This is a genomic window from Allocoleopsis franciscana PCC 7113 (assembly GCF_000317515.1).
Classification (GTDB): domain Bacteria; phylum Cyanobacteriota; class Cyanobacteriia; order Cyanobacteriales; family Coleofasciculaceae; genus Allocoleopsis; species Allocoleopsis franciscana.
This window is the reverse complement of sequence record NC_019738.1, coordinates 2,492,427-2,519,339: the sequence shown is the minus strand read 5'-3', so window position 1 is coordinate 2,519,339 and position 26,913 is coordinate 2,492,427. Positions and strand designations below refer to the sequence as shown.

Annotated in this window: 23 protein-coding genes; 11 read left to right on the top strand and 12 right to left on the bottom strand. The window is 46.8% G+C overall.

From position 1 onward, the window contains the following. Positions 1-91: 91 nt before the first annotated feature. Both MIC7113_RS10680 and MIC7113_RS10675 read right to left on the bottom strand, forming a co-directional pair. A complete protein-coding gene (locus tag MIC7113_RS10680) occupies positions 92-2,107 on the bottom strand; it encodes an adenylate/guanylate cyclase domain-containing protein (protein WP_015182171.1) in 2,016 nt (671 codons plus the stop codon). Next, positions 2,104-4,443 carry a hybrid sensor histidine kinase/response regulator gene (locus tag MIC7113_RS10675; RefSeq protein WP_015182170.1) on the bottom strand — a complete coding sequence of 780 codons (2,340 nt, stop codon included), beginning with the start codon at positions 4,441-4,443 and terminating at the stop codon, positions 2,104-2,106. The genes MIC7113_RS10680 and MIC7113_RS10675 overlap by 4 nt, the downstream gene beginning before the upstream one ends. Before the next feature lie 358 nt (positions 4,444-4,801). Between MIC7113_RS10675 and MIC7113_RS10670 the strand changes: the two genes are divergently transcribed. Beyond that, on the top strand, positions 4,802-5,962 hold the full coding sequence (locus MIC7113_RS10670; protein WP_015182169.1) for a RuBisCO large subunit C-terminal-like domain-containing protein: 1,161 nt from the start codon (positions 4,802-4,804) through the stop codon (positions 5,960-5,962). Between the two features lie 221 nt (positions 5,963-6,183). Then, positions 6,184-7,926: an IS1634 family transposase gene (locus tag MIC7113_RS10665; protein WP_015182167.1), complete on the top strand. Its 1,743-nt coding sequence runs from the start codon at positions 6,184-6,186 to the stop codon at positions 7,924-7,926. On the opposite strand, the gene MIC7113_RS10660 is transcribed toward MIC7113_RS10665, so the two are convergent. Continuing rightward, positions 7,909-8,487, bottom strand: coding sequence for a DUF4388 domain-containing protein (locus MIC7113_RS10660; protein WP_015182166.1), 579 nt, complete (start codon positions 8,485-8,487; stop codon positions 7,909-7,911). The two genes, MIC7113_RS10665 and MIC7113_RS10660, sit on opposite strands and share 18 nt — an antisense overlap. A gap of 142 nt (positions 8,488-8,629) precedes the next feature. Here MIC7113_RS10660 and MIC7113_RS37220 point away from each other — a divergent pair, with 142 nt between their 5' ends. From MIC7113_RS37220 to MIC7113_RS10645, 4 genes are all read left to right on the top strand, one after another. Beyond that, positions 8,630-8,899, top strand: coding sequence for a hypothetical protein (locus tag MIC7113_RS37220; protein ID WP_015182165.1), 270 nt, complete (start codon positions 8,630-8,632; stop codon positions 8,897-8,899). Continuing rightward, positions 8,814-9,557, top strand: a complete 744-nt coding sequence (locus tag MIC7113_RS10655) for an HAD-IB family phosphatase (protein WP_226883621.1) — start codon at positions 8,814-8,816, stop codon at positions 9,555-9,557. Before MIC7113_RS37220 ends, MIC7113_RS10655 begins: the two co-directional genes overlap by 86 nt. Positions 9,558-10,078: 521 nt before the next feature. Next, positions 10,079-10,699 (top strand): methylthioribulose 1-phosphate dehydratase, encoded by a 621-nt coding sequence (mtnB, locus tag MIC7113_RS10650; protein ID WP_015182163.1) that lies wholly within the window; start codon positions 10,079-10,081, stop codon positions 10,697-10,699. A gap of 177 nt (positions 10,700-10,876) precedes the next feature. Next, positions 10,877-12,295, top strand: a complete 1,419-nt coding sequence (locus MIC7113_RS10645; protein WP_015182162.1) for a glycoside hydrolase 100 family protein — start codon at positions 10,877-10,879, stop codon at positions 12,293-12,295. A 64-nt stretch (positions 12,296-12,359) separates the two neighbouring features. Here the strand turns inward: MIC7113_RS10645 and MIC7113_RS10640 are convergent, their stop codons facing one another. Next, positions 12,360-12,662 carry a hypothetical protein gene (locus tag MIC7113_RS10640; RefSeq protein ID WP_172642212.1) on the bottom strand — a complete coding sequence of 101 codons (303 nt, stop codon included), beginning with the start codon at positions 12,660-12,662 and terminating at the stop codon, positions 12,360-12,362. Here MIC7113_RS10640 and MIC7113_RS35355 point away from each other — a divergent pair. Next, positions 12,590-14,031, top strand: a protein-coding gene (locus tag MIC7113_RS35355) for an IS5 family transposase (RefSeq protein ID WP_390463838.1) whose coding sequence is annotated in 2 segments (ribosomal slippage) — positions 12,590-13,021 and positions 13,024-14,031 — 1,440 coding nt in all. Because the reading frame shifts where the segments join, the coding sequence is not laid out codon by codon here. The genes MIC7113_RS10640 and MIC7113_RS35355 overlap by 73 nt on opposite strands. A gap of 98 nt (positions 14,032-14,129) precedes the next feature. On the opposite strand, the gene MIC7113_RS10625 is transcribed toward MIC7113_RS35355, so the two are convergent. From MIC7113_RS10625 to MIC7113_RS34625, 4 genes are all read right to left on the bottom strand, one after another. Continuing rightward, on the bottom strand, positions 14,130-15,557 hold the full coding sequence (locus tag MIC7113_RS10625; RefSeq protein ID WP_015182161.1) for a TrkH family potassium uptake protein: 1,428 nt from the start codon (positions 15,555-15,557) through the stop codon (positions 14,130-14,132). Positions 15,558-15,566: 9 nt separating this feature from the next. Then, on the bottom strand, positions 15,567-15,962 hold the full coding sequence (locus MIC7113_RS10620; RefSeq protein ID WP_015182160.1) for a potassium channel family protein: 396 nt from the start codon (positions 15,960-15,962) through the stop codon (positions 15,567-15,569). A gap of 48 nt (positions 15,963-16,010) precedes the next feature. Beyond that, the gene (locus MIC7113_RS10615) at positions 16,011-17,264 is read right to left on the bottom strand and encodes an FGGY-family carbohydrate kinase (protein ID WP_015182159.1); all 1,254 of its coding nucleotides are present in this window, start codon (positions 17,262-17,264) and stop codon (positions 16,011-16,013) included. 141 nt (positions 17,265-17,405) lie between these two features. Beyond that, the gene (locus MIC7113_RS34625) at positions 17,406-17,606 is read right to left on the bottom strand and encodes a hypothetical protein (RefSeq protein WP_015182158.1); all 201 of its coding nucleotides are present in this window, start codon (positions 17,604-17,606) and stop codon (positions 17,406-17,408) included. 205 nt (positions 17,607-17,811) lie between these two features. On the opposite strand from MIC7113_RS34625, the gene MIC7113_RS10605 reads away from it, so the two are divergent. Then, positions 17,812-18,024 carry a helix-turn-helix domain-containing protein gene (locus tag MIC7113_RS10605; protein WP_015182157.1) on the top strand — a complete coding sequence of 71 codons (213 nt, stop codon included), beginning with the start codon at positions 17,812-17,814 and terminating at the stop codon, positions 18,022-18,024. Positions 18,025-18,134: 110 nt separating this feature from the next. Here MIC7113_RS10605 and MIC7113_RS33225 read toward each other — a convergent pair whose 3' ends face one another. After that, positions 18,135-20,921, bottom strand: a complete 2,787-nt coding sequence (locus MIC7113_RS33225) for a beta-propeller domain-containing protein (protein ID WP_051055650.1) — start codon at positions 20,919-20,921, stop codon at positions 18,135-18,137. Between the two features lie 264 nt (positions 20,922-21,185). Here MIC7113_RS33225 and tpiA point away from each other — a divergent pair, with 264 nt between their 5' ends. Beyond that, a complete protein-coding gene (tpiA, locus tag MIC7113_RS10595; protein ID WP_041779996.1) occupies positions 21,186-21,911 on the top strand; it encodes a triose-phosphate isomerase in 726 nt (241 codons plus the stop codon). A gap of 55 nt (positions 21,912-21,966) precedes the next feature. Then, complete coding sequence (gene folP, locus MIC7113_RS10590) at positions 21,967-22,797, top strand: dihydropteroate synthase (RefSeq protein ID WP_015182154.1); 831 nt, start codon at positions 21,967-21,969, stop codon at positions 22,795-22,797. A gap of 70 nt (positions 22,798-22,867) precedes the next feature. Here folP and MIC7113_RS10585 read toward each other — a convergent pair whose 3' ends face one another. Together MIC7113_RS10585 and MIC7113_RS10580 are read right to left on the bottom strand one after the other, a co-directional pair. Next, complete coding sequence (locus MIC7113_RS10585; RefSeq protein WP_015182153.1) at positions 22,868-23,698, bottom strand: SPFH domain-containing protein; 831 nt, start codon at positions 23,696-23,698, stop codon at positions 22,868-22,870. 142 nt (positions 23,699-23,840) lie between these two features. Then, on the bottom strand, positions 23,841-25,034 hold the full coding sequence (locus MIC7113_RS10580) for a low temperature requirement protein A (RefSeq protein WP_015182152.1): 1,194 nt from the start codon (positions 25,032-25,034) through the stop codon (positions 23,841-23,843). A 580-nt stretch (positions 25,035-25,614) separates the two neighbouring features. Here MIC7113_RS10580 and MIC7113_RS10575 point away from each other — a divergent pair. Continuing rightward, on the top strand, positions 25,615-26,253 hold the full coding sequence (locus MIC7113_RS10575) for a hypothetical protein (RefSeq protein ID WP_015182151.1): 639 nt from the start codon (positions 25,615-25,617) through the stop codon (positions 26,251-26,253). Positions 26,254-26,320: 67 nt separating this feature from the next. Here MIC7113_RS10575 and MIC7113_RS10570 read toward each other — a convergent pair whose 3' ends face one another. Then, on the bottom strand, positions 26,321-26,824 hold the full coding sequence (locus MIC7113_RS10570; protein WP_015182150.1) for a hypothetical protein: 504 nt from the start codon (positions 26,822-26,824) through the stop codon (positions 26,321-26,323). Positions 26,825-26,913 lie beyond the last annotated feature (89 nt).

Genomic DNA, 26,913 nt, shown 5'->3' with positions numbered 1-26,913 from the left:
GCTGTTGATGGTCATGAGTGCGATCACAATGCTTTCTGCTAGACACAAAGCCTAAGCAAGCTCAGATCAACCGCTTGTGAGTTCAAGTAGACTACTTATTACATGAGAGCAACGAGTCATCAAATGATCTGCCCGTGAGCAGATAAGTGGTCATATCCCCCTTGCCCTTGACAGAGATCACGCCCCGTTCCTCGAACAGGTACTTATCCCGTAATAGCTCATAGGTAGCGGCTGTTACCTGTATAGCACCGTCAACGCCTTGGGATTCCATGCGGCTAGCAACGTTAACAGTATCGCCCCACAAATCGTAGAAAAACTTTTTGATGCCAATAACACCCGCAATCACTGGACCGGAGTTGATGCCAATTCGGAGTTTGAACGCTTCACCCGTTTGTTCACCTACTCTTACCATTTCGGATTGCATATCCAGAGCCATTTCGGCGATTGCGATCGCATGATCCGGACGGGGTGTGGGCAAACCAGCGACAACCATATAGGCATCGCCAATCGTCTTAATTTTCTCCAAACCGTGCCGCTCAGCTAGCTGATCAAACTTCGAGAAAATTAGATTGAGAACTATTACCAGTTCTGTGGGAGAGGTTCGAGCCGAGAACTCCGTAAAACCAACAATGTCAGCAAACAGAACACTGACCGCTTCAAAGTTGTCGGCAATGGTGCTTGGGTAACGTTTTAACTGCTGTGCAATTGACTCAGGCAAGATATTGAGCAGCAGTTGCTCTGCTTGTTCCTGTTGAAAACGCAGTGATTCCTGGGCTACCTTACGGACTGTAATGTCAGAGACAGCACCTTCGTAATAGAGCAGCGCTCCCTTGGAGTCACGAACCGCACGAGTGTTCTCTGACACCCAGATAACACTGCCGTCTTTACGATAGATTTGAGACTCAAAGTCAAACACAGCATTGTCCGTCTGGATAGCGGCAATGAATTCGTCTCGGCGGTTGGAGTCAACATAAATTTGCCGCCCGATGTCTTGGATACTTCTAATTAGTTCTTCAGGCGAGGAGTAGCCAAAAATCCTTGCCAGTGCTGGGTTGCCGCTTATGAAGCGTCCGGATGGTGTCGTCTGGAAGATGCCCTCGATCGCGTTTTCAACAATACTGTACAGCCGTTGATGAAGTTGCCCTTGTTGGATAGCGATCGCGATTTGCGTGGACAAAGCTTCTAGGAAATCAACCTCCCACTGCTGCCACTGCCGTGGTTCATAACAGTGATGAGCAACCAGCAGCCCCCACAACCGTTCTTTTTGTAGAATGGGAACCACCAAATTAGCCCTGACCTGAATACTTGCTAGAAAATCAACATGACACGGCGTCATACCCGCTGTGTAGATATCTTCTATGACCATGATGCGACCCTGTTGGTAGCGCTCAACGTAGGCTTCTCCAAAGCAGGGGTCAGAGATTGTGGTATTCAGTATAGATAGTTCATCAGTACTGACGGATTCTACAGCGACAACACCGCTCCAGTCGTCAAAAAATCGGTAAATGAGCACCCGATCCGTTTGCAGAAATTGCCGCACTTCACTCACCGTTGTACTGAGAATTTCTTCTAAATCCAGCGATTGGCGAATCCGCCCTTGCATCTCACCCAGCAATTGTTCCCGCTGAGCCTGCTGCCGCACTAAATCCTCTGCCTGCTGGCGCTCCTTAACTTCCTGTTGCAGCCGCAGATTTTGCTCTTGGAGTTGATTTTGCAGGTTCTGGATCGTCAGGTGGTTCGTGATGCGGGCTAAAACCTCTTCGGGTTGAAGTGGCTTGGTGACGTAATCTACTGCCCCAACCTGAAAACCTCTCACCTTATCTACCGTCTCACCAAGCGCCGTCATAAAAATCACGGGGATAGCTTGCGTTGACGGATTGGCTTTCAACCGACTGCAAGTTTCAAACCCATCAATTCCGGGCATGAGTACATCCAAAAGGATGAGATTGGGCTGGGCATATACAGTCTGCTCGATCGCACTTTCACCATCAACTGCCACCAAGACTTCAAATCCTGAATTGGTCAAGAAATCGCACAGCATCTTTAAATTAGTCGGCGTGTCATCTACGATTAAGAGGACGCCATCTGCCGGATTTTTCACACTCATTCATGGTCTAAAGTGTAGGGTTTGAGAAACTCCCGGATTTGTCTGACCTGGAAGTCTTGTGCTAGTTGACGAAGCTTCGACGCAAACGACACAAATTTCTCATCCAACTGTTCGAGCCGACGCGCTTGCTCATCTATGCCCCTGATGTTGCCTCTCATAGCTAAATCCAATAGGACAGCAATGTCCTCCGGAGGTGGAGCAATCAATTTTAGATTTTGGATTTTAGATTTTGGATTGTTAGTTTGAGCGTTAGATTTGACCGTTTCTGACTTTTGACTTTTGACCGCGCCTGGTTTTGACTTTTCTGTGACACCCTCTGAATCTCGGTCAGCAACCCCTGCGGCGGCTTGCTCTAATCCCCAATCGCCATAAACCCATTCCAGCCCCAAATGCACCCCTAGCCGTTCTAAAAGATGCTTCGCCTGCACTGGCTTAGGGATAAAATCGTCGCAACCCGCCTCTCGACTTTTATCTTGACTGTAATTGAAAACGCTAGCCGATGTAGCGATTATTACAATGTTTTTAAGTTCGGTTGACTTCCGGAGCTGCCGGGTAGCCTCAAAGCCGTCCACTACTGGCATCACCAAGTCCATCAAGATCGCATCGGGTTTAAACTCAAGCGCCTTATTGAGACAATCACGCCCATCTGTTGCTTCAACGATTTCAAACCCCAAAGGTTCGAGGAGATTGACTAGAACCAAGCGGTTTTCCCGTTTGTCGTCCACCACCAGAATTTTGCGCTTTTCCCCTTTGAAGCCAACGATACTGCGCTCCTGACGCTTGGCAATCTCAGTCGATTCCAACACTTCAGGTAAATCCAAATCGAGCCAGAAAACACTGCCAGAACCTAATTGACTTTTCACCTCCAAAGTACTGCCCATCAACTTCGCTAATTTCTTGCTAATGGTCAGTCCTAGTCCTGTGCCTTCAACCAAGTGGCGGCTGTTCTCGACTTGATGGAACGGTAGAAAGATTTCTGTCAACTTCTCTGATGCGATACCGATGCCAGTGTCCTCCACCTGAAAGCGAATTTTCCCCTCGTGATAACCAACTTTGAAAACTACCCCACCCGTTTCGGTAAACTTGACGGCATTTCCGAGTAAGTTGATTAAAATTTGCCGCAGCTTTTGCTCATCGCCACGAACGAGGCTAGGCAACAGGGAAAGCGGAGTATAACGAAACGAAATGTTCTTTTGTTCTGCACGAATACGAAAGATTTCAGCAAGATTGTTAAGAAACAGAGGAAAATGAAAATCATTTAGGTAAATTTCCATTTTCCTTGCTTCAATTTTGGAGAGGTTTAAAATGTCATTAATGAGCGTCAGCAGATGTTCGCCACACTGTTGAATGGTGTTTAGTCCATTCTGTTGCTTGGAGGTTAAAACTTTTTCTTGTTTGAGGATGTAGGCGTACCCCAAAATCCCGTTCAATGGGGTTCGGAATTCATGGCTCATATTCGCCAGAAATTCGCTTTTGGCACGGTTGGCAGCTTCAGCCGCTTCTTTAGCCTTATGAAGTGTTTGCTCTGCCTGCTTGCTTTCGGTGATGTCTTCATGGACGGCAACGTAGACCGTTCCATACTCAGGATGTTCAAATCTCGAAGTGTGAGATCTACACCAGAAAGGTGTACCATCTTTTTTAACGTTATGAACCTCATAGGTCGCTTCACCGTATTGATTTAATTGGTGCATTATTTCACTGGCAACCTGTTTGGCACTCTGCTCATCCGAAGCGTAGTTCAATACTTCCACAGGTCTTCCATTTAGCTCACCCGACCCATAGCCAAACATATTCTCAAATTTGGGATTGGCATAGACGATCGCACTATCGGCGGCTCTGACAAGGCAAACCCCTTCAGCCATATTCCTAGCGATCGTACTTTGAAGCTCCAGCCTCGCCTCTGTTCGCTTGCGCTCCCCGATCTCCCTCTCCAGTTCTCGATTGGCTGCCTCCAGTTGTGCCGGACTTGGGAGAGCAAGCGCTTGATTGACCAACGGAACCAGCTCCATAGCCGTGTAGAGTGAGATTACAGCAGTTATGGCTTTGATCAACCCGCTCAACCAATAGGTTGGATGCCAGAGCGTCCAAATCTCCATCACATGAGTAGTACCACAAGAGATGATAAATGCCCCAAACAGCAGAAATATCTGGGGATAGGGCAAATCAACGCGCTTGCGAACAAAATAGACTAGCGCGATTGGGATGGAATAATAGGCGATCGCAATCAGAGCATCGCCCATGACATGGAGCCACACCAGCTCAGGTTTCCAGAGGTAGCAATGCCCGTGAGGGATAAACGCTCTTGAAGTAAAAAGGTTTTTTAAGACCTCCAGCATAAAATCAGCCCTTTATCTGCCACTGCCATTCCTCTCTTTTATATCCACTTCGTTTTTATATAAAGATGCATGGCTCCTCAGGCTGCCTGCGCCTACCCGTTGGCGGTAAGCGCACCCAAAGCTTTAAGCTGTTACGCATGTAATTTGCTTGTTGAGGCGGCGGGGGAGCAGGGCCGGAGCTCATACGAGGACAGGGGAGAGGATTTGAACTCTTTTATCCTGTGTTTAGAATGTGCAAGTTAAATGCGCTTTAGCTTATCATGTCGCCAATGTCTCAGTTTTAGCCAAAAAATCGATAAAATCTTAAAAACCGTCAAACTTGCTCGTACTCTGCCGCCCTTAATTCATAGCCCTGAAAATGACTATTGAAGTTGACTACCGTTTTCCACCCGGTGTTGATGCCGAAAAACAGGCCAAAGTTATTGCAGTGGGGCAAACAGCGGGCACCTGGGATGCTCGTTTTTCCCATCGAGAGGAGGTGTTGAAGTCGCATCTGGCTGAAGTTGTCAGCGGTATTACTCAACCCGATGGTTCCAGTCTTGTCACCATCCGTTTTCCTGAAGCCAATGTGGAGAACGATATCCCCAGCCTACTCACGATGATTTTTGGCAAATACTCAATGGCTGGGGCGGCAAAAGTCATGGCAGTGCGCCTTCCGGAACACTACGGCAGGCGTCCCAAAGTCGGCATTACAGGCATTCGAGAACGGCTGGGAGTGCGTGATCGCCCTTTAATTATGGCAATCTTCAAGCCAGCCTTGGGACTTTCTGCCGATGACCATGGGGCGATTTTGCAAGAGGTGGCGGGTGCAGGACTAGACATTATTAAAGATGATGAGATTCTGGGGGATTTGGAGGTTGCCCCCACACTGAAACGGCTGGAAGCTTGCCGCCAGGTACTCGATCAAGTGAAGCAGCAAACCGGTCGCACGGTACTTTATGCCGTGAATGTAACCGGTGCAGCGGACAAGTTAATTGAGAAAGCCCGTCTTTTAGTCCGTGAAGGGGCAAATGCTCTCTTGCTCAACGTCCTAACCTATGGCTACTCAGTGCTGGATTCCTTAGCGGCTGACCCAGAAATTAATGTACCAATTTTTGCCCATCCTGCCTTAGCGGGGGCGTTGTGTGCTTCCCCCGACTATGGTATGGCTTACTCGGTGGTGTTGGGAACCCTGATGGCCTATTGTGGGGCGGATGCGGTGTTGTATCCTGCCCACTATGGGAGTTTGCCCTTTGACGCGCAAGAGGAAAGGCGAATTCGAGATAGTTTGCGATCGCGCCATGTTTTCCCTGTCCCCTCGGCTGGTATTCACCCTGGTATCGTACCCAAAGCACTGGCAGATTACGGTCAGGATGTGATTCTCAACGCCGGTACTGGGATTATGGATCATCCGGATGGGCCAGCTATGGGCGTTAAAGCGTTTTTTGAAGCGCTGGAACGAGTCAAATCGGGTGAACCTTTTAATCTTGAAGCTGTGCCTGAAGGCGCACTGCGCCAAGCTTTAAAAAAATGGATGTAATTTTTCTGGCTTTTTTCCCCTTTTCCCCAAAAACCTGTCTCTCAGAGTCTAGTAACCATCGGCAACTTCTCTGAACGGAAGTTCCCCCGTACAGATGAACTACAAAGGGAGAAAAAGCTTGAGTGACGGGAACTAGAGCCATTTACTCCCAGAAAGCCGTACCCATGTTTTTAAGAATTTTTTAAGATTTTGGCGGGGAGATTTCTGGGACAATAGTAGCCATGTATATTGAACGAGTCCCTAACAGAAATTCACCCCCCGCTGTCCTCCTACGAGAGTCCTATCGTGAAGGGGGTAAAATCCGTAAAAGAACTTTAGCTAACCTGTCAAAATTACCGGATACTGTCATTGATAACTTGAGAATAGTGCTCAAAGGCGGCGCAGCTATTGAAAATCTCTCCGAATCATTCTCTGTAGAAAGAAGTCTACCTCATGGTCATGTAGCTGCGGTTTTAGGAACAATCAAAAAACTGTCTTTGCACCATCTAATCTCACCCTCAAATTCGAGAAAACGAGCTCTAGTTTTGGCGATGATCGTGGCGCGTCTCCTTGAGCCTCGTTCCAAGTTAGCCACAGCGAGAGGATTGCACAGCGAAACGTGCAATTCATCGTTAAGTGAACTGTTGGGCTTAGAAAAAGCCGATGAGGATGAATTGTATGAAGCAATGGATTGGCTGGTATCCAAACAAGAATTAATCGAAAATGAGTTAGCCCTAAGACATCTATCCGAAGGAGCTTTAGTTCTCTACGATGTGAGTTCAACTTACTTTGAAGGAACTCAATGCCCTCTCGCTAGATATGGCTATAATCGGGATAAAAAGAAAGGATTTTTACAGATTGTATTTGGCTTAATCTGCGACAAGCTTGGTTGTCCCATCGCTGTGGAAGTGTTTGAAGGCAATACATCGGACACAACCACACTCACAGCTCAAATTGAGAAAGTACGTCACCGTTTTGGCCTACAACAAGTCGTTTGGGTTGGCGACCGAGGCATGATTACGAATACCCGGATTCTGGCAGAGTTTCAACCCGTTGAGGGACTCGACTGGATTACAGCTCTTAGAGCTAGTCAAATTCGGAAACTTCTTGAACAAGAAGCTGTTCAACTCTCATTATTTGATGAAACTGACTTAGTAGAATTTTCTTGTTCTGATTACCCCAGTGAGCGGCTAATTGCTTGTCGCAACCCGATGCTTGCTCAAGAAAAGTCTTTGACTAGAATTGCTTTATTACAGGCGACACAGCAGGAACTCAATAAGATTGTTATCGCCACTTCACGAGATAAACGCGCCCTCAAAGGAGCCGACCAGATTGGACTGAGAGTGGGGCGAGTTCTCAATGCTACATGTGTGGGGAAATACTTTAATATTGCCATCACTGAGACAAGTTTTTCTTACTCATTGAATGAAGCGGCTATCGCCAATGATTCGGCTTTGGATGGAGTCTATATTATTCGGACTTCAGTCAAACCGGAGACTTTAGATGCGGCTCAAACGGTGAGAACCTATAAAAGCCTTTCTACTGTCGAACAAGCTTTCCGCAGTTATAAAACTATCGATTTGAAAGTACGTCCAATTTATCACCGTTTAGAACAGCGCGTCAAAGCTCACGTCTTCTTGTGTATGCTGGCTTATTATGTGGAGTGGCACATGAGGAAAGCTTTAGCTCCACTGCTGTTTGACGATGAAAAAGTCACAGTTGAACCGGAGGGAAAAAGTTCAATTGTTGCTCCATCTAAGCGTTCAAAGAAAGCCCGCGCTAAGGCAGCGACTAAAAAGACACCTGAAAAGCTTCCTGTCCATAGTTTTCGGACTTTAATGACTGATTTAGCAACGATTGTCAAAAATAAATTCCAGTCTAGTGGTCTGGAGACTTCTCTAATGTTTGAGAAAATTACTCAACCGACTCCACTCCAACAAAAAGCGTTAGATTTGTTAGAAGTTTCCTTAATTTGTACCCAGTAACAGCCGAGGAGTTGAGTCTCTCCCTCTCTCACAGCATAGGTTGTAGTTTTTTGTCAAAGGGGAACTTCCGTCTGAAGGAGCCTTCAACAAACAGTATTGATTCATAACGGCTAAGGGTACGCTTAATCCAGTCATTTCTCGCGTGGGTAGGGCAATATTTTGCTCAAACTCAAATTGACCGTCCTTGAGTTCAAACAAAGCACACACTTTTTGTAATACCTGCATTTGAAATAAGCGCTTCAGGTGTTTTTTTTCTAAGACAAAACGATTTTTCAAACACAAACCCAGTGGTTGATCGAGTGGACATGACTGAGCAAGTTCGACAACGATACGGTTTCTGACTCCCTGATGTTTTGCAATTAAAGACACTAAACACGCTTGATCTAATCGATTAGCCGCAGCTACAATACTACCTTGATAAACCCAGATGTAAAAAACTAAGGGAGTCGTTCGGATTTCTGAGAAGGCACAAAGCTTGAGTAGACCTGTTTTGTTTCCTTTCTCAATTAACTCAAAAATTTCGGGTAAGGAAATGTCTGTTAAAGAACCTTTGGTGGACATAGTTATGGAATTTAAATAAAAGACAAAAAGGTAGAGTTGATCAGGCTGTAGACTAGGGAACCAAAGGTTTGAGGAGGGTTGAAAAAACTTATTGCCAATTCATAACATAGGAATCTCAATTCAAATATTAATAATCTTATATATGAAATTACTGATTCATAACAAAAGGCTTACTATATATACATCTCAGTCCCTTGAAGTGAAATTAAGGGATGATGTTGGAGTCTTAACTCTGCGCGTGATGGATTCCGGAGAAACTCGCGATCAGGAATTGCGCTGTATCCTGTATCCTATTTTCTGTATTCTCGCTGGTGCGATCGCCAATTGTGTCCCCAAACCCTTCTTCATCCATCCCAATTCCAACATCTACCATCCCCAATCAACACAAGCGCGTTGTCTTCTGCGACTTTGACGGCACCATCACCGCCGAAGAAACCTTCGTCGGGATGCTCAAAACATTTGCACCTGAACTGTCTGAACAGCTAATGCCCGAAATGTACGCGAGGCGATTAACATTACGGGAAGGAGTGCGGCAACTGTTGGAATCCATTCCCTCAGCTTGTTATCCCCAAATCCTGGAATATGCCAAACCCAAGGAAATCCGTCCGGGATTAGTTGAATTACTAGATTTCTTGGATACGGGAGGTGTTCCCTTTGTTGTCGTTTCCGGGGGCGTGCGGGGGATGGTAGAAATGGTGTTGAGTCAGGCAAGTTTGGGAAACGAAGCGTCTGTCTCCCCAAACAAGTCTTTACTTGAACGGGTAGCCGCGATTTATGCTGTTGATCTCGATACGACAAGCGAGTTTCTGCGGGTGAATTCTGCATTTGAAGAAGGTACAGAAATGGTGGCGAAGGTGCAGGTGATGGCACGATACCCCGCCGAGGAGCAAATAGCGATTGGGGATTCAGTTACAGATTTGAAGATGGCACTTCATGCCCCTATTGTATTTGCACGCGATCGCCTCATCCAATATATGGAAGAACACAACAAACCCTACATGCATTGGAATGATTTTTTTGATGTCCGCGAACAGCTTCAGAGGCGGTGGCGAAATATAAGTAATGGGTAATTGGTAATTAGTAATGGGAACGTCTTTCCCTTTCGCCCAATTCAAAACTAGACTCTAATCGCAAACTCCTCTCTCCCATAAGGTGATGATTGGGTGTGACGGTACTCTTAAAATTGGCTTGATTAAGTAGCTCAACCGAATCAAAGCTTTAGCCATCCTCAAGCATTTGTGAGATTGACTTTTTTTACAAACCAATCCAGACACAGAGGGTACAGAGGAGAGAAAGAGAGGTTCTCATGAACAGACCTCTTGCATAAATCAGAGAAACCCCTCCCCAGTCCTCGTATGAGCTCCGGTTCCCAAAACGGAGAGGGGTTGGGAGTGGGATGGTAAAGTAATGTTTTTTTGAGTTGACTTACGGAACTCTTTTTACTCCATTTAGAAGCACCCAAGCGACTTTTGTTGAAAATAAGCGGCAGAGGGAGAAAGGGATACAAAAACACAAAAATCCCTGAAATTCTGTAAAGAGTGTGTAAGTCCAGACCAACAACACCCTGCTTAAAGAAATTTTTGAGGTTAGAATGAGTACCGATCCAAGAACAATCTTAATGACAGCCGCTGGTCATTTTTACCAGCTAGGCTGGATGGTGGGCACAGCGGGCAATCTCTCCGTTCGCTTGCCCGATGGCAGCTTTTGGATTACTGCCAGTGGACGCCATAAAGGGCAGCTATGTATGGATGATTTCATTCGCATTGCGCCCGATGGCAAGGTGTTGGAGCAACCCACACCAGATGTCCGCCCTTCAGCCGAGACAAGTATTCATCAGGCAATCTACTCACTATTCCCGGAGGCGCAAGCCTGCTATCACGTTCATTCTATTGAGGCTAATCTAGTTTCTCACTTTACCACTGGAGATTCCCTACCTTTGCCACCTTTGGAAATGCTCAAAGGTTTCGGGCTATGGGAAGAAAATCCTCAAGTGGAAATGCCAGTATTTGCGAACCATTTACAAGTGCCGCAGATTGCAAGTGATATCTATGAGCGATTTCAGGCGGTACCACCGTCGCTCAATGCTTTGCTCATTCGCAATCATGGCGTCACGGTTTGGGCTTCTTCCCCAGAAGGGGCACGCAACTACTTGGAGATAGCAGAGTACATCTTCCGATATATGGTGGCGGCTCGAAAAGTTGGCATCGAGTAGCCATTGGAAAAAACCCATTAAAAAGTCTGGAAAAAGAAGGGTGAAGAATGAAAATAAGCTAAAAGTATGAAGGGTTCAACGTTTTTTATCCTTCATATTTTAGGCTTCATTCTTCACACTTTACTTTCACACTTCAGTTGAAGCATTTCGGTGAAGCAAGAGGATGCTGAGGAATCAATGACAACACAAGGCGATATACTGCAAGACCATATCATTGCAGAAGCGTGGAAAGCACTTGAAGATTCTGTTATCTACTATGACGGACGCCCAGTTGGCACAGTAGCGGCTCGCGACCCCGATGTAGAACCCCTCAATTACAATCAATGTTTTGTCCGTGATTTTGTTTCTTGCGCGTTGCTGTTTTTGCTGAACGGCAAAACGGAAATTGTTCGCAATTTCCTAATAGAGACGCTGGCGCTTCAGGACGAAACCAAGCAGATGGATTACTTTAATGCGGGCCAAGGTTTAATGCCAGCCAGCTTTAAGGTGGCAACAAGCTATGGCGAGCAATTCTTGACGGCGGATTTTGGGGAACATGCGATCGCCAGAGTTACACCTGTTGATTCCAGTTTGTGGTGGATTATTCTCTTGCGGGCTTATGTAAAAACGACAGGAGATATTGCTCTAGCTCATCAACCGGAATTTCAAAAAGGACTGATCCATATCCTCAAGCTTTGCTTAGCGGATCGGTTTGATATGTTCCCGACGATGTTGGTTCCCGATGGCGCTTTTATGATTGATCGTCGCATGGGAGTGTATGGGCATCCTCTGGAAATCCAAGCCTTATTTTATGGGGCATTGAGGGCCGTGCGAGAACTCCTGGCACCCGATCGCCAAGGTGAAATCTATAGCCTGGTAGTTGATCAGCGCTTGAGGACTCTCAATTTCCATATTCGCACCTATTATTGGCTCGATATTAAGCGATTGAACGAAATCTATCGCTATCAGGGCGAAGAATTTGGCGATAAAGCCGTCAATAAGTTCAATATTTATCCCGATTCAATTCCCTACTGGTTAACGGAATGGATGCCAGAAACAGGAGGTTATCTTGCCGGCAATCTTGGCCCGGCACGGATGGATTTCCGTTTCTTTACTGTAGGAAACTTAATGGCAATCATTTGTTCTCTATCCAGTCCCCAAGAATCCCAATGGATTATGGATTTGATCGAACAACGATGGGATGATTTGGTCGGAAATATGCCGATGAAAATCTGCTTTCCGGCTGTAGAAGGTTTGGAATGGAAAATTCTCACCGGCTGTGACCCGAAAAATGTGCCTTGGTCATACCATAATGGCGGCAATTGGCCTGTTTTACTCTGGTTGCTAGCGGCTGCGGCACAGAAAACAGGTAGACCCCATATTGCCCGGAATGCGATTGCACTGGCAGAAAAACGCTTGAGTCAAGACCAATGGCCTGAGTACTACGATGGCAAAAATGGCAGACTTGTGGGCAAACAAGCGCGGAAATATCAAACTTGGACGATTTCCGGATTGTTATTGGCTAAACACCTAATGTCTCATCCAGGAGATTTGGGATTATTTGATTTTGATGAAGATCTTGAAACAATAGACTGGACATCTTCTCACTTGGTCTAATTCATGAACTCTCCCCACTTGTAATTGCAAGATTCAAGTGGGGGGTTCACTGGAAGAAAATGTGTCATCGCTTCCCTCGTCGTTGCCGATAAATCCCTTGACTCACGTAACCCACCAGTGAGAAAAACAGAACCAGAACAGGAATAATCTCCAGTCGCCCCATCCACATAAATAGGGTTTGCTGTAAAAACCGGAAACCCTTAGCTATAAATAGTTTGAGCGGTCTTGAAAGTTGTTCAGCTCCCAGGAAATCTGGTAGAATCCCACAAAATCCTTGTACCAAGAGCAGGGAAAATGTACAGAAAAGCTTCCTCAAGCCCGACCCCACCGGAAAACTTTGAGCTGCCCTTTGAGGGAAAGTTATCACAAGATAACCGTTGGGTAATCATGGCAAATCTGATACCCTGGGATGAATTTGAAGAGGAATACGCCAAAATTTTTTCTATTGATATGGGGGCACCTGCGCTGCCATTTCGGATGGCATTGGGTTCATTAATAATCAAAGAAAGATTAGGAATAAGCGATCGGGAAACAGTAGAACAAATAAAAGAAAACCCTTACTTACAATACTTTATAGGGAGAAAGCATTACAGCAACGAAGCCCCTTATGATGCCTCACTTTTGGTAAGATTTAGAGAAAGGATAAATGTTGATTTAGTAAATCAAATAAATCAAAGAATGGTAAAGAAGATTCAGGAAGAAACAGAGGAGGAATCTAAAAAAAAAGCTCACTCTCAGAAAGGCAAGAAACAAGAGAAAGCCCGAATCAAGGGAAATTAATTCTGGATGCTACCTGTGCGCCAGGAGATATCAGCTATCCCAATGACTTGGGTCTATTAAATCAAGCCAGAGTCAAAACGGAAAAGATAATAGATACTCTCTATAAGCCCCTAAAAGGGAGACTAAAGAAAAAGCCAAAAACTTATAGAAACCTCGCTCGGAAAGATTACTTGAAAGTCGCCAAAAAACGGAGATCGTCAAGAAAAGAGAGAAGAAAAGCTATAAAAAAACAACTGAAATATATAAAAAGAAATTTATCACACATTGACCAGCTCCTTCAGACAGGAGAAGCACTTGAGGGTTTGAGCATCTCTCAATATAAGAGCTTGCTGGTGGTGGCGGAAGTTTACCGTCAACAGCAATGGATGTATGAGAATAAAGCCCAGAGAATTGACGACAGAATAGTCAGTTTAAGTCAGCCCCATATCCGTCCAATTGTGAGAGGAAAAGCCGGAAAACCTGTAGAATTTGGAGCTAAACTAGCAGCAAGCGTCAGAGATGGATATGTCTTTTTAGACCGTATAAGCTGGGATAACTTTAATGAAGCCGGAGACTTAAAAGCCCAAATAGAAGCATTTAAACAGCACACAGGAGTCTATCCCGAATCAGTACATGTAGATAGAATTTATCGAAATCGCGAGAATCGAGCATTCTGTAAAGAAAGAGGGATTAGAATAAGTGGCCCCCCCTTAGGCAGACCTCCAGCTAATGTCAGCTCAGACAAAAAGAAACAAGCCTTAGACGACGAGAAGGTTCGCAATGCTATTGAAGGAAAATTTGGCATCTCAAAGCGAAGATTTAGCTTGAATCGCGTCATGGCTAAACTGCCTCATACTTCTCAAACGGCTATTGCTATCACTTTTTTAGTCATGAATCTTTCCACCCTGCTACGGCAGTTTTTTTGTCTTTTTTTGTGCAATACACAACATCACGCCTTTTTTCTCGATAACTATTAATTCGGCTTATGCTTGTGGGAATTAACAACAACAAAAGCTCATTATTATTCCAGGATTAAATAACTGATTAATCCATCGGTTGTTTTTCGCCGACTTATTCAGCAAGCCCTAAATAGAATCAAAATTAGCTTGCCTACCCAAGGCAAATCCGGCTCTGAAATGCCTATCGATAAACCTACACTTCCCAGTGCTGAGGCGGCTTCAAAAATTACATCAATCAAAGTATATTGAGGCTGTACGACATGAAGCAATACCAGAACACCAAGTCCGAGCCACCCAACCCAGAGTATGGCTAAGACAGCAGCGCTGCCGACTCGTCGCCTCGCCTGAGCTTCCTGTAACACTTCACCGTCTAGCTGATAGCGCATGAGCTGGTGCGATCGCAAGGACATGTGTCGGAAGTGCCACAACACTCCTTTATACAGTGCCACGACGCGATTTAACTTGAGTCCACCTACCGTAGAACCAGAAGCCGCACCAAAAACCATCGCCACACTCAACAACAATTTGGCACTCGGACTCCAGTCCTGGAGCTTGACGGTACTAAAACCACAGGTACCCAGAGCAGAAACCCATTGAAACCAGGTATCTACCCAGAGGAATGACCCTTGGAACCAGTAATTTTCCAGCAGCAGCACTATCGTTCCCAGTCCCAAGAGCAGCCACAACGCCCGATGTTGTGCATCCCGCCACAGTGCAGACAACCGACGCTTAGCCAAGAGCTGATAGTGAGCCGAGAAGCTGATTGATCCAACAATCATAATCGGGACAACAGCCAATTGAACAATAGGGCTATAAGCACCAATGCTGTCGTCGGTCACAGCAAAACCCCCCGTAGCGATGCCCGTCATAGCGTGGTTGAGGGCTTCCCACCAAGGCATTCCAACCAGGCACAGCAGCAGTATGCTCAACACGGTGTACAGCAGATAGATTTTCCAAATCTTACGCACTGTTGCCTTTACGGTGAGGGCAATTTTCTTTGAGCGTCCCTCGGCGTAGTAAAGCTGGTAGGCATCCATGCTGGGTTCAAGAACTGAGAGTACCAGCACAATCATCCCCACACTACCAATCCATTCTATAAATGAGCGCCACCATTGCAGGCTACGGGGCAATTCACTCGAACGCAGAGCCATTGATAGCCCAGTACTTGTAAAGCCAGAAAATGATTCAAAAACAGCGTTCCAGGGGTTCTGGAACTCCAAAACGGTCTGCGGTGTTAGAGGAAAAACTGACAGGTGTGAGGCAATCAACACAAATGGAATTGCACCTAAGAGTGGAATTAGCCCCCAACTCAGGGCAACAGTTAGCATGGCATGGCGTAAATGCGCTTCCTCACTAGCGTTGCGGAAGAGGCGATAGAGCAGTTGACCCATACCTAAGGATATAAACGCTGTCCACAAGAAAGACGAGATGGCATAGTGTTCGTTAAATATGAAGCCCACAGGCAACGAAATCAGTGCCATCACACCTGGTACGTGCAGCAATAAGCCCACGTCACGAAGAATCGTTTTAGTGTAAGCTCTCACTCTTCACTCTTAGCCCAAGAAGCTGTAAAGGTGCTGGGCAATGATTACTTCCGGGTCTACAAGGACTTGTACACCTAATCGCTCAAACATGGCTTGATGCTGTCGGTCATTAATCATGCTAATCAGTTTCTTGATGCCGCGCTCTTTACCCAGAAACATGGTCATCAGGTTGGCTGAGTCGTCCTCCATCGTCGCAATCAGGGCATCGGCTTGGTCTGCATCTGCCTCATCCAGAATTCCACCTTGGGCGATGTTCGCGTGGAATACTTGTATATCATACTTTTGCAACACGGCTTGGGCGCGTTTCTCATCTTTCTCAATGATTGTCACTCTGTGACCGTCTTTAAGAGCCAATTCTGCTAGGCTAGACCCTTCCGGTCCCGCACCTACGATAATCAAATACATAGCAGCTCAGTGGACACAACAAAACGTACTCAACATTATCTATCTGCCTTAGTTCTGTTTCATCGCCAATAGGGCTGTGCCATAGGCAGCCTCAGTATGCATGGATGGCAGTACAGGTACCTTGAGATGTCGTTCTCGAATGGATGTCCAAGCCGGATTTTTGGCACCACCACCGGCTGTGTAAACGCGATTAAGTTGAGTGGCACCAAGTTGTTGTAATAATCGATATCCTCGTGCTTCAATTCGTGCCATGCCCTCCAGTAAGCCATGCAGAAATTTCACGGAGTCCGTTGGGCGAGGTTCTAATTGAGGTGGCAGATTGGGGTCATTAATCGGAAAGCGATCGCCAACTTTAAGCAAGGGATAATAATCCAGAGGACTCTCTTTATTCGGATTGATTTGGCAACTGAGGCTTTCTAATTCTGCATCGCTGAAGAAATGCCGCAACACCGCCCCACCTGTATTCGATGCCCCACCAGTTAGCCACAAATCACCTAATCGATGGCTATAAATCCCGTATCTGGCATCATCAACACGAGTCCGACTCAACAGCTTCAGCACTAAGGTGGAACCCAGAGAAGTTACCGCTTCACCCGGAGACTCGGCACCACTGGCGAGAAAAGCAGCAATACTATCGGTTGTACCCGTACACACCACACAATCTTGTGACAATTCTAAGTGCTGAGCCACGTCTGCTGTTATTTCACCCACGGGTGTTCCAGGAGCCAAAACTTGTGGTAGTACTGACATTTCCGGCAATTGTTCCATCCAACAGGGATAGCATAACTGTTCCGGGTCATATCCAAGTTTTAAAGCATTGTGATAATCACTAATACCCAGTTGTCCGTGTAACAGAAACGCCAACCAATCCGCTTGATGCAGGAAATAGTCATTTTGCCTTTTACCTTCTGCCTTTCGCTTTAACCATAGGAGTTTGGCGAGACTGGAGGTAGGACTTAAGACAGTGTGATTAGGCGGTGCGATGGCTCTTAGCGTCTCCATGACTTCTATCCCTCGATTATCGTTGTACATGAGGGGTTCAGTTATCGGTTGCCCTGTGGCATCGCATAACAGTACAGTGGAGGAGGTGCCATTAATGGCGATCGCTTTGATTCCTGTGCGTATTTCCTGAGGAATTTGCTCAATTAAGGCAAATAAAGCCCGTTTCCAGGTAACGGCGGCTGAGGGTAATGATGCCTCTGTAAAAGAATATTTCGTTTCGGATTGAATCACACCTTCGGCGTTAATCACAATCGCCCTTGCACCAGAGGTGCCGAAATCAATGCCAAGGTAGAGATTCATCGCCAATTACATTAAAAAGCTTTATTTATTGTTAATCATAAAGAAGCGGGATACGGTAGCGCATCCCGCTTGAACATGCTACGCAAACGAATTTCATTTCTCTATTTGTTCAAAAGAGAATAGAATGTTTGCCAAAGCTGATTAAGTATTGGCGATGGTGTCAGTACTTTCCATCATGGGGTCAAAGATAATGCTGTAGTCGGCAGTTGGTGTCATCTTCCTGAGCACCCGGAGATGTTCTTCAGCATCATTTCGACGACGAGAACACGCTACTACACGGCTTTGCGCTTGCGGGAGGTGACGGACAATGCACCAAGGGGACAGTCGATCTTTGTAAGTCATACGTCCCTCCCTATCGCTGCAATCCGACGCAACCGAGGTACAGCCATTGCGATTGGCTGCGGTCTTGATATCATGTTATTTGCCTCCAATTTTGTGAGGATTGCGTGGAATCGCCCTTTAGTTTCCAGTCCAGAGGGCGATTCTATTTAGCTGTTGAAGTTATCCACATTAAAGAACGAGAACTCGTTCTTCGTCAAGGGAAAGGATGGGTCTAGTTAGGCTGCGAATACGCGATCTGGCTGACGAGAAGGGTTGGACGCTCAAAGAAGTTGCTGCACGGGCAGGAATTCCCTACAGCACAGTGACCACATACGCGCGATCGGCAGGGATGGCAACGGTGGATGTGACAGCGCTGCAAAAACTGGCTCGCACATTTGATGTCTTGATGGAAGATTTAATTGAAACCGTTCAAGAGTAATCTCAAGGTTTTCTGACCGGATTTGGTCTTACACACTGACCCCCCTTATTAAGGGGGGAATAAGAAAAACATCTGTAGGAGGATTTTAGTGAATTGGTATCAGATTAGGTCTATTGACCCACTTGTGCCATCGCTTGACTCACCAGGCACCGCCATTGGCGAATGATGCGCCTCAAGATAGCCTGCTCTGGCACCAAGACTTGTTCCACCACCTCTTCATCCAAAATTTCCAGGGCACTCGTGATCTGAGCCAAAGTAGCCAGTTGCTCAACCGTGGTCGTGGCAGCCTGATAAGCCTTCACCTTTGTCCCAATGTCTCCAAGACGTAGGAGAGCACTCAGCACCGTCGGACGGATCGAAAACTCCTGAACCGACAGCCACGAAACCATATCTCTAGCCCCCGTCAAGTCAGACAGATGGTCATAGGTCAAAAACGTAGCCAGTGCTTCAAACGAGTCAGCTATTTCTACACCACCGGGATACTGGCTTAAGCCAGCGTAGCTTTTTTCCAAGGCGAATAGGTTGAAATCCACGGCCTCAAAGGTCTTGGTATAAGTTAGCTCATAAATCAGACCGGCAAAGCGAGTCAGAGGTGAACGCTGGCGATTGCGAACGAACCGGGTTAACCCCCAGACCAGATTTTCGGCGATTTGATTGATGCCAGCGCCACTGCCATCCACTCGCTGATGGGCCAATTCCCCTAACAAGACTTGTCGGGTTGTCGGCATGAGCTGCCAATCGACCCTCCTTACAGGTGCGAGAAGATAAGTATTGAAATCCTCAGAAGTCAACAAGTCATAGAGGAAGTGAAGCGGTGCAGAGACTTTGTGTAGATGGGTTTGTAAGGCTCGCTGTGCCCAAGGCCGCTGAAACGGGTTACGAGCCACATCTGCCACGAGGCGCAGTCCTTCGCGTTCCGATGCTTGGAGGTGCGATTGGAGGAATGCCTGGGTTCTAGGAACCGGCAAAACCAGCAACTCGTCCCATGCCGCCGGATGCCATTTTTCCCTAAACCGACCCAAGAGTGCCATCAAGAACTGAATCGGGTAAATCGGGAGGCGTAACGCCCCAATCGCAACCAGCAAATTGAAGCCGATGCTAACCGCTTCCCCTGCCCGGATTCCCGGTCGTAAGCGACCGTTGAAGCTCAAAGCCTCTGTGACCACGCAAGCGACAACGATGCCGACACCGATACCCAGAACCAGAATGAAGACGATGCTAGCAAAGACCCCGGTTGCAGTGCGGCTCGACAGTGCAAAGGAAATGCCCACGAGGAGACCGAAGAGAATCCCAGAAATGATCGTGAGGGTGAGGCTGATGTTTCTCGCCTGGTACACTTCTTCGAGCATTGGATCGGCAGCAATCCGATCCGCCATCAAAAAGCCGACACAAAATCCGAGGCTGCCGAAGAGGCCAATGAGTAGGCTGGCAGTAATATTGCCGATAATGCCCAAGGCAATGACGCTGATGGCTAAAAAGATGGCGAGGCTCACGGCTCCAGCCAGTACCATGAAAGTCAAGGCTATGGCGAAGGATACGTTCATGCCAATTCCCGTGCCAATCACGCCTAGCATTGGCTGTTCTATGCCACGATTCAGGCTCCAGAGTTTGGGGGGGCCTTCAAAGGAAGCAGATATTAGGCGTGCCGTTTTTGGCAATACCGCAATTGCTGTAACCCAAGCATGATGACCCGCTAAGGTATGTAGCGCGATCGCACTGCCTAAGTCCCACACTTTCATCGTTTGGTCAGAAGAAGCAGAAACCACTTGCTTACCATCGGAGGCCATTGCCACACTGGTCACCCAGCCCTGATGTCCGGTTAGGGTGTTAAGCAATTTTCCTTGCTGGATATCCCATACTTTCAGGGTGCGATCAGCCGAAGCAGAAACGGCTTGCTTGCCATCGGGGGATAAGGCAACATCGAGAACCGAGTTACTATGACCGGTTAGGGTGTAGAGTTCTTTCCCTTGTTCGATGTCCCACACTTTTAAGGTTTTATCCGATGAGGCGGAAATCGCCTGCTTGCCATCTGGGGTGAGGACGACCTTGGTGACCCAAGCACCATGACCACTCAGGGTGTAGAGTTCTTTCCCTTGAGCTAAGTCCCAAACTTTCAAGGTGCGATCGGCAGAAGCAGAAACCGCCCGTTGCCCATCAGGTGTAACCGCTATATCCCAGATCTCACCATTATGACCCGTTAGGGTTTGGAGGGGGATGCCTTGGTCGATATCCCAAACCCTCAAGGTTTTATCTCCCGACGAGGAGATAGCTTGATGCCCATCGGGGGTAATTACCAGATGGCTCACCCATTCTTTGTGACCTTTGAGTTCGTGCAGTTGAGTACCCCGCCGGATGTCCCAGACTTTGAGCGTGCGATCGCGGGATGCCGAAATGGCTTTCTGTCCATCTGGGGTGATAGCGACATCGGTGACACCATGTTCATGACCAATCAGGGTGTGCATTTGTGAACCCCACTGCAAATTCCAAACTTTCAGGGAGCTATCAGCGGAGGGCACTTTGACTTTCAAGGCGCGATCGCCAGAGGCGGTGACGGCAATTTGCCCGTTTGGGGACACGGCGATCGCATTTACCCAAGCGGTGTTGTTAACAACGGTGATTGATTTGTACAGGAACAGCACTAATCCCACAAGTAAAGCCATTAACACGACCGCCAATGGCAGCATCAGATAAATATTGCGATAGGCTCGAATCCTCCACGTCTGTACAAATTTGCGATAACCCCTCAACTGATAAACATCGGGAGAGGCTTGGTAGAGGTAGCGATGAAACGCCGTCGGACGGAAGTAGACCCAGTAAGCAAGCAGCCAATAATGGCGTAGATTAAACGGACTCAAGACTTCAGGTAGGTCACCACTGGGCTTAGGGAAATTTGGCATAGTCAACTGCATCTGTGATGGTTACATCAGAGCAAGGGGATTAAGGAAAGTATCAAGGATAAAGGATAAACAATAGTCGGGTCGCCCACCCGTAGAGCTTAACTGAGTGGGAGGTTAAATCGCGCCTTGCTACGCTAGTTCGACATGTATCAGAAATTCATATTTCATATTTCAGAGTTCATCCTTCAACCTGGTTTAGTAAATTGCTCCGAGAAGCTTTAAACTAAAGGGTGCGTTATGGTTTGGAGATGGTTGCGTTAAGCTGTGCGGAAAATTGTCATTGCCGGTAACTGGAAAATGTACAAAACTCAAAGGGAATCCTCTGAGTTTTTGCAAAAATTCATGTCTGAACTGGAGCCAACTCCGGAACAACGGGACATCATTCTGTGTGCTCCTTTTACAGCCTTGGACGTGATGTCTAAGAGTTTGCACAATAGCCGTGTGCAATTGGGTGCTCAGAATATTCATTGGGCGGAGGAAGGAGCCTATACGGGAGAAATCTCCGGTCTGATGCTGACCGAAATCGGGGTTCGTTATGTCATTGTGGGTCACAGTGAGCGGCGTCAATATTTTGGTGAAACCGATGAAACGGTTAATCAACGACTCCTGGCGGCTCAGCGTCATGGTTTGACCCCAATCCTGTGTGTGGGTGAAACCAAGCAACAACGGGATACTGGAGAAACCGAATCGATTATTTGTAATCAGCTTTCTAAAGACCTCGTGAATGTTGACCAAGAGAATCTGATTGTCGCCTACGAACCGATCTGGGCTATTGGTACTGGTGATACCTGCGAAGAATCGGAAGCCAATCGGGTGATTGGTTTGATTCGGAGTCAGCTCAAGGTTTCTGATGTCCCGATTCAATATGGCGGCTCCGTTAAACCCAACAACATAGATGCAATTATGGCTCAACCAGAGATTGATGGTGTTCTGGTGGGGGGAGCGAGCTTAGAGCCGGCGAGCTTTGCGAGAATTGTAAATTATCAGTAGGGGGCTAGGAGGACAAAGATTTCAGGATGGCTCAATCCAAAATCTAAAATCCAAAATGGAACTGCGGGGACATTCTTTTCAGTGGGGAGAGCGTACTTATCTCATGGGCGTCTTAAATGTGACGCCAGATAGCTTTAGTGATGGGGGTGAATTTTATGCCCCAGTCGCCGCCTTGGCGCAAGCCCAACGTCTGGTGGAGGCAGGGGCCGATCTCATCGATATTGGTGGACAATCGACTCGACCCGGTGCAGAGCAGGTTTCTGTTGAGGAAGAACTCCATCGGGTGCTGTCGGTGGTGCAGTCGGTGCGTTCACAGTTGTCAGTGCCGATTTCAGTAGATACCACACGGGCGGTTGTCGCTCAACGAGCCGTTGAAGCGGGTGCCGACATGGTAAATGACATCTCTGGTGGTACGTTTGACCCGGATATGTTGTCCACAGTTGCCCAATTGGGTGTTCCTATTGTGTTAATGCATATTCGGGGAACTCCCCAAACGATGCAGCAATTAACTGATTATCAAGATTTAATCGGAGACATCTATGGGTTTCTCGAAGGTCAACTCGCGGCGGCTGAACGTGCGGGAATTGAGCGATCGCGCCTAATCATTGACCCAGGCATCGGTTTTGCCAAAACCCTGGAGCAAAACTTGGAAATCTTGCGGCAACTGCCAGCGTTTCGTGCTTTAGGGGTGCCGATTTTAGTTGGAGTCTCTCGTAAAAGTTTCATTGGTCGCCTCATCAACCAACCAGACCCCAAAGGCAGAGTTTGGGGAACAGCGGCGGCTTGCTGTGGAGCGATCGCGGGTACAGCAGACATCCTCAGAGTTCATGATGTTCTCGAAATGCGTGATGTCTGCCGTGTTGCCGATGCGATCTGGCGCAAATAAAGCATCAAGGATGAAGAAGCAAGGATGGAAAATCTATACACTTCATCCTTCATACTTTGTTTCATGCTTTTTATTGATCGTGGGGTCGAATCGAAGAACCATTCGCAAAACCATCAATGGGGGAATCACCCGCTCCAATCAAGTCGGTGATGGCTTCTGATAAGGCTTTCGGGTCCATGAACACAACCTTAGAGTTGGGGCTTTCACCCAATTTCTGATTGGCGTCTACATAGCGTTGAGCAATTAGGTATTGCAATACGGCTTTGCTATTGGGTTGCTCTAACAGCGCTCTTGAGAGCATCTCAATCGACTCCACCGTCCCTTGCGCTTTGAAAATCTCGGCTTGCTTTTGAGTTTCAGCCGCTCGTGCCTTGGCTAAGGACTCTAAAACATCGGCTGGTGGTTTCAGCTCTTGCACCTCGACGCGGATTACTTTTACGCCCCAGTCGGTAGCCGCTTCATTGAGTTGCTCTAGGAGATTCTGATTGATATCTCTTCTAGAGGAATAAGTCTGGTCGAGTTCTAGTTCCCCAATGGTGGAGCGCAGCGTTGTTGTCACCAACTCTTCAATCGCCCTCTCCACATCTTCAACGTTGTAATAGGCTTTCATCAAATCTTGGACTTTCCAGAAGACAACTGCGTCTACCTCTACAGAAATGTTGTCCTTGGTGATAGCCTGCTGGGCTGGAATGTCTAGAACCTGCTCACGAATTGTATCCTCTACAGCAACTCGGTCAATAAAAGGAATGATGTAGTTAAGACCGGGTTCTAGTTTTTTATGAAACTTACCTAAGCGTTCTACCAAGGCTTGGTTGCCCTGGGTGATAATTTTTGTCGAACCAATACTGTAGCCAATGACGACTAATATCATTGGGGCCAGGATGGACAGAATGGACTCCATAGTTTGTATGCTCCAGCTAGGAGGTTAATCGATTAACTAGGGTTGCGGCTCTAATTTTCTCTTAAATCCCTCTACAATAGTGTGGTTAAAAACCAAAAAACCAAGGTTTTGCTCTCATTTCAATTGTTACACCTTCCCAGAACTAACCCCCAACCTCCTCCGTAATGGTTTTAGCTTTACGAGTTAATACCAGATTCAAAACAACTTGGAGTACGCAGGCAAAGGCTACTAGTGCCACCAAAACGAGAGAGGACAACCCACTACCAGCCGCCGCGAGCATTAAAACAAATAGGGCAGCTCCCAGACGATAGGCACTCAGGATTTTGCGCCGTCTGGTTGTCCCCAACGTACAAGTAATTAGATGGATGAGTGCCAGTACACTCAAGCAAAGTGCCACAGCACCACAAAACAGCCACCGTGCTTCAATGGATAGAACACCGGATTGACTCGCGATCATCTGATCGACTCCTACACCGGTTGCTGCCAAGCCAATGGCTAAGGGAAGATGAGCATATAACCAGGTCATCGCGATACGTATCTTACCCGCTTTTACTGACTTGAGAGGGGAACCATCCACACTATCGAAGTAAATCCACCAGAAGCTGAAGGCGATGCTCAGTCCCAGCAATGCCGCCGCCACTGATGAAATATCCCATTCTTTTTGTGCAACCCCTTTAACGACAGCGACGACTGATTCGCCCAGAACGATAATGGTAAAGAGTCCTAGCCGTTCGGGTATGTGAGAAAGACTCGGCGGGAATTGAGTCATCAAGCGACCAGCAGTTAAGGGGGTAGCAAAGTCTACAATTAACCCAATAACCCATAGTCCGAAACGCCAAGGCAGGGGTACCCAGATGGACAAAACCCACAAAAATGCACTGATTGCAAACCCCCGGATGTACCAGTTGGTTAGCGGACGGGCAGCGCGAACAAAATATCCTGCACTCAGATACTGGAGAATCAACAAGAAACGAAAGGCGGCATAGGAGAGGGCAAAGCCAGTAGAAGACTCGCCCAATCCATGATGCACATTCACCGCTAAGGCAGCAACGAGTGCCACCTGGAGTAAGGTGAGCAGGCGATGTCCTAAATCATCGGTGTCGAAGCGAGTGGCGTAAAAGGTAGAGCCAAGCCAACACCACCAAGTGGGTACAAAGAGGGCAATAAAACCCAAAAAGCCGGATAACCCAACATGACCATCCAGATAGTGGGCTAATTCGGCGATGGCTACCACAAAAATTAGGTCAAAAAATAGTTCCAACCAAGTAGCGCGTCGTTCCTCTTCGTTGTCTGCACTGACACGTAACCGAGGTGGTTCCCATAACCCTTTTGACATCCTGCGACCTCTTGAAAACTAGGATTATTGATTTGGTTGATTCAATGGGTTCTTAACTGTTCTTGCCATCATCTCAGTCATACAATCCCTGGTACAAGTAGGTACCCAAAAATAGGGTATATAACTTTTGGGGGAGTACAACCCTAGATCATGTAGCCAGCGTTGGAGCCAAAGGTTAGCTATACCTATATTCCGTCAAAAATCTAGCGGACGCTAGGTGACAAATACTGAGATAGTTCGTATAATTCTCTATTCCTAAAAATCAATACTTACGATGCAAGAAATGAATTGAAGCGCTTCAAGTCTTGCAAGATCTCATCTTAATGCAACGTCGTTATTCAGCAGACGTGGCCTATTTTTGTATTCGTTCTTGAGAACAACAAGAGTTTCCTTTTTGAAGTTTTGTTAAAGATTATCTCCACAGGCAGAGTTTTGAAAAGTTTGAATCATTTCTGTCGATAGAGTTCCAGTAAGGTGCTGCTGAAAGACGATTAGTTTGTAAGTTTCGTCTGATTTTGGACAAAACATTAAAACAAACTATTAACACAGTTCATTTATTTAAATTTTCAGTAACACAGCTATGACGTTTTTCAATCCCAACGCACCACTTTTATGCCAAAAGCCTAATGTCGTCACCCTACCCGATAGTCCAGGACTTTGGCGCTGTCACTGGCAATTCGGAAGTATTATACTCGTTTCGACGTTTTATACAGCACTCGATCAAGTCTGCTTAATCTGGGGCGTAATCTCGCTGGGAATTTTTGGAACGGCGCAATTTTGCCCAATTAATTGGATGACTCAAGCCATTTGGTGGTCAATCCTCTCCCTGATCGGGTCGGTTGCTATGGTGGTTTTGACACCCTCTTGGTTGAGAAAAGATGGCTTAGGCTGGGTTCTGGATAGTTGGGTAGGTTTGATGTTGCTGGGAGTGGCGCTGACAGACTTGAGTATTTTCCTGGATTGGGGAGAAGTATTAATGAATCTGTGTCCACTATGGTTAGGATTGGTGGCGCTGGGTTACCTAGGGACTGGATTAGGGATGCGATCGCGCACATTAATCATCACAGGATTAGTACACCTGGTGGCTATAGGGATTTTACCCTATGTTGGGGCAATGCAGTTTCTCGCCACGGGCATCATCATGGGGGGTAGTAGCATCCTGTTAGCGGTGTTTCAATGGGACTCGTTTGGCACCTGTGGCGGTGAAGTCAAGGGTTAACCGACTCGCCTCTATTATCTTAGAAACAAAGCCGCTTTTGAAACAGGCTCTTATCGATATGAACCACCTAGTGCAAGAAGGCATAAGAGATAAGGCAGGAGGCAAAAGGGAAGAACGTTTGTACAGTAAGCTTTTTAACCTTTTTGGACGGGTGGATATTTTCGCCGCGCTGCACTAGCAGCATCATCAAGACCAACCAGGAGAACCAAAGTGCGAAGATTAAGTAAATAATCAGGGCTAGGAGATTCAGTAATACCCCAACTGTACTCACAACCCAGTTATGTTTGTTTTTAAATGCCTGGATTGCCTTGACAATAGCCACGAGACTTAGTACAAGAGTAGCGCTCACCGCCAGCCAAAACCCACCGAGTAATGACACAATCGATGGCAAGTCGAAGCGTACATAAGCAACGATCAGCAACCAAGCCAAAACTAGGAGACCGCCACCTATCAGTTCTACAATTAAAAATTTATTGTCACGTTTTATCTGCCTATAATCAATTATGTCGAGTAAGGCAATTAGCAATCCGTGGACTAACAGCAATAAACTCATTAATAAGCTAATTAACATTCAAATTATAGGGTGAAAAACGTTCTTAGTTGATTAAAACCATCACATTTTCTGAGTTGAGAATCAAAAAAAACAGGCTACGCCGCAGC